Here is a 3,243-nt window from a genome sequence, read left to right on the forward strand (position 1 = left end):
CCGCGGCTTTGGTTGCCAGCTGCATGGTGGTAGCCTGCACCTTCGAAATCTTGCGCTTCTTGCCATCAATGGTCGCCGTCACCTGACCGTGTGCCGCTTCCATGATGAGGGTGCTGAGGTTCTTGCTTCCCTTAGGCCGCCCAGCCTTGTTGCCGGATTCGCCCTTTTTGAATTGGGTATGCTTCGGCGGCTTGGCGCGGCCGACATCATAGTCATTGTCCCGGAGAGCGTTCCGTCCTGCGGTCGCCTTCGGATATCGCGACTGTTTTGATCGCGCCATGCACTTCACCTCCTTCATCGAGGGGCCGGTCGCACTTGCGGTTGTCGGCCTCGCATTCGGTCGATCAAACTAAGAAGCCTAAGCAACGCACGCGGATTGCCAGCATGAGCTTTGGCAGCCAGGCCGAGGACGATCGCTTGCGCTCTTGTAGTAGGTCGCGGTATCCCGTTGACAGTCACCGTGACCTGGCGGCGAGCCGCCCGTCGGAAAAGTGTGTTGAGATTTCTACTGCCCGTCCGGCGTTTACGCGGGTTTCCGGAGACACCCTTCTTGAATTGAGAGTGCTTCAACGGTTTGCCGTGACCGCCTCCGGAGCGTTTTGACCCACCGGGCCTTTTTGACTTCGCCATCATCAATCTCCTTCCTGGAACGATCGGCGTCGGCACAGCCCGCAGGTCAAAGGAACCTAACAACGGGTTTTAAAATTCTGCGAGTTGATCCGCCCCACCGTCAAGCTCGTAATTAAGGTGATCTTAGGAACTTGACAAGAGGTTCTAATTAATAAAAATATGGCTGACCGATTTCTGGTGCGCTCGCTCAGGCGCCGCGACCGCGCTTGCGTGGCTCCGATTGCGCAAGTGCGTCGTGCAGGTAACGCGCGGGGGTCGCCAATTCAAAAAAGGATGTCGAGATAGCGTTGCGCTGTTTGCGGAATTCAGCAGCCGCCAGTTCCCCGTGCCGGACACCTGTTGAAAGCTGCTGCAAATTGTCCTGCATCGACATAGTGGGGGAGACGATCAGCAGGAACACCGGATCCGCATTATTGAACGCGAGGGCACCTGGAGCTGCTTTTTCCATGATCTTCTTATCGTCAAAAAGCTCGTTTGGTTCCTGCTTCAGAATTCGATCGTGCTGAGCCTCAAGATCAGCGCGCTCCCGTCGCAGCACGGAGACGACAAAGGCCTGTGGCCATCCGTGTGCTAGAAGCCGCAGACCGAGGTGCACGGCAAAAGCCTCATATTCTGAGAACAAAATTTCTACGCCTTTACCGGGCGCATCTTCACTATAGAATGCATACTGGTTTTTTTCAGGGTCGTTCGATCGTGCGTTGCGGCCCAGATTACGGTCGGTATCAAGCAGCCGCTTAATGCGCGTGCGCAGAGCAGCGCTGGGCTTTTTGGTGGGCTCGTCCGATAATGCGGCTATCGCTTCTTCAATTTGATTGCGCTTGAACGTTTTCACGACTTTACCAAGCTGGTCCAACAGGGCACGACCCGACCCGCACATTAATGAAGTATCTATGCGGGTTCTAATTTAAGTTGTCAAATGGAGTTTTTAGGACGTGTGGTCGACTGTTGCAGCGATCGTCGCGCTATCGAGTGTCTGGAGGAGCTGTGGCAAGCGAGCTTGGTTAGCGCTGTGACTTCATGGTGGTCGCAATTCATGGGCCTATAGCCGGCGTCTTTTCGAGCGGGCTTGTTCGCCCTTGTTATCGACCTTTCTCACTTTCGGCCTTTCCTCGTTGATCCGCGATTGCGTCCTCTCGCTCCTCAACTGGTCGAAGCTAGACTTCAAATCAAGATGGATGGTTTTCATCCCATGAAGGTCGTCGAAACGCTGGACGACAACGTCCGCATAGTGCGGATCCAATTCGATGCCATAGCCGCGCCGGCCGGTCTTTTCAGCTGCGAGAAGGGTAGTACCGCTTCCGGCGAAGGCATCAAGCACGATGCCGCCACGCTTTGAGCAGTCGAGGATAGCGTCGCTGACGAGTGCTAGAGGCTTCGTCGTCGGATGTCCGGCAAGAGCGGCATCGCGGTCCTTTCCGAAACTGCTCATACTCGGATAAGGCCAGATGTTCGTTCTGTTTCGGCCAAACCGGCCGAGCTCGACATTGTTGATATGCTTTACCCGTCCATGTTTGTAAACGAAGATCAATTCATGGGCTGATCGATACAGCGAGCCCATACCGGCGTTGCTTTTGGACCAGACACAGAGGTTCTTGAGTTCGTCGTAGACCTCGTCGGCAGCATCGGTCAATTCGCGCATGTGCCGCCAATCCATGCAGACGAAATGGATCGAGCCATCGACACTGAAATCTGCCAAGTTGGAGAGCGCGCGTTTCAGGAAGCTCGTGAATTCGCGCTGAGTCATCTCGCCGGACGCCATCGCGAATTCTCGGTGTTTGACCTTGCCCAGGCCCGAGACGTTGCCGGCGATCCGAACATTGTAGGGCGGATCGGTAAACACCATTTGCGCCCGCTTGCCGCGCAGGAGGCGCTCGTAACTCGCGGGCTTAAGTGCGTCCCCGCACAAAAGGAAATGATCGCCGATACGCCAAAGATCACCTGGTTGGGATACCGCAGGTTCGGAACGGTCGATCTCTGGGACGATGTCGGCTTCGTCCGGCTCGGTGTCGCTGGCCTCGCTGATGAGAATGTCGATTTCGGCGGTGTCAAACCCCGTTACCGTGACGTCGAAGTTTGGTTCGACGGAGAGTTCCTGCAGTTCCAAGGCTAGCAGCTCCCGATCCCAGCCGGCCTTTTCGGCGAGCCTGTTGTCTGCGATCACATATGCCCGGATCTGGGCGGGGGAGAGGTGATCGACCCGGACCGTCGGGACGTCTGTCATACCCACAGAGATTGCCGCCTCGACCCGGGCGTGGCCCGCAACGATCCCGTCAGACCCATCGAGCAATACCGGGTTTATGAATCCGAATTCTTGGATGCTGGCTGCGATCTGTTTGATTTGACGAGGGGTGTGCGTCCGCGGGTTTTTAGCCCTCGGTTTGAGCTTCCGGGGGTCCTTATATTTGATGGTCAGCGTGCCCACGGTGACCTCCAAGCCTAAGGTCCAGAAGCAAAGCGGACCGACAAAATCGCGAATCAAATACAGGGTAACCGTCCATTCCTAGCACGTCGCTCAGGCTGCGGTGGCTAGCCGGGCCCAGTTCCAAGGCAGCAGATCATCGAGCTGGGCCATGGGATGGCCGTTGGACATGCGTTCCAGCACGTCCCGGAGGT

4 protein-coding genes are annotated in these 3,243 nt (G+C 56.5%); all 4 read right to left on the minus strand.

Annotated features, from left to right (window positions below):
- The coding region (locus AB7F49_RS39095; RefSeq protein WP_428533345.1) for a DUF5681 domain-containing protein at positions 1–280 on the minus strand (280 nt) is incomplete at its 3' end.
- A 14-nt stretch (positions 281–294) separates the two neighbouring features.
- Positions 295–633 (minus strand): DUF5681 domain-containing protein, encoded by a 339-nt coding sequence (locus AB7F49_RS39100; RefSeq protein ID WP_428533337.1) that lies wholly within the window; start codon positions 631–633, stop codon positions 295–297.
- A 184-nt stretch (positions 634–817) separates the two neighbouring features.
- Positions 818–1,462 (minus strand): hypothetical protein, encoded by a 645-nt coding sequence (locus tag AB7F49_RS39105; protein ID WP_428533340.1) that lies wholly within the window; start codon positions 1,460–1,462, stop codon positions 818–820.
- A gap of 207 nt (positions 1,463–1,669) precedes the next feature.
- A complete protein-coding gene (locus AB7F49_RS39110) occupies positions 1,670–3,052 on the minus strand; it encodes a site-specific DNA-methyltransferase (protein WP_428533343.1) in 1,383 nt (460 codons plus the stop codon).
- Between the last annotated feature and the right edge of the window lie 191 nt (positions 3,053–3,243).

It is taken from the genome of Pseudorhodoplanes sp., from assembly GCF_050250235.1.
In the GTDB taxonomy this organism is placed as follows: domain Bacteria; phylum Pseudomonadota; class Alphaproteobacteria; order Rhizobiales; family Xanthobacteraceae; genus Pseudorhodoplanes.

What these genes read in the sequence shown, in the direction of transcription:
- AB7F49_RS39100 (WP_428533337.1), bottom strand. Translation starts at nt 633, where the DNA reads ATGATGGCGAAGTCAAAAAGGCCCGGTGGGTCAAAACGCTCCGGAGGC.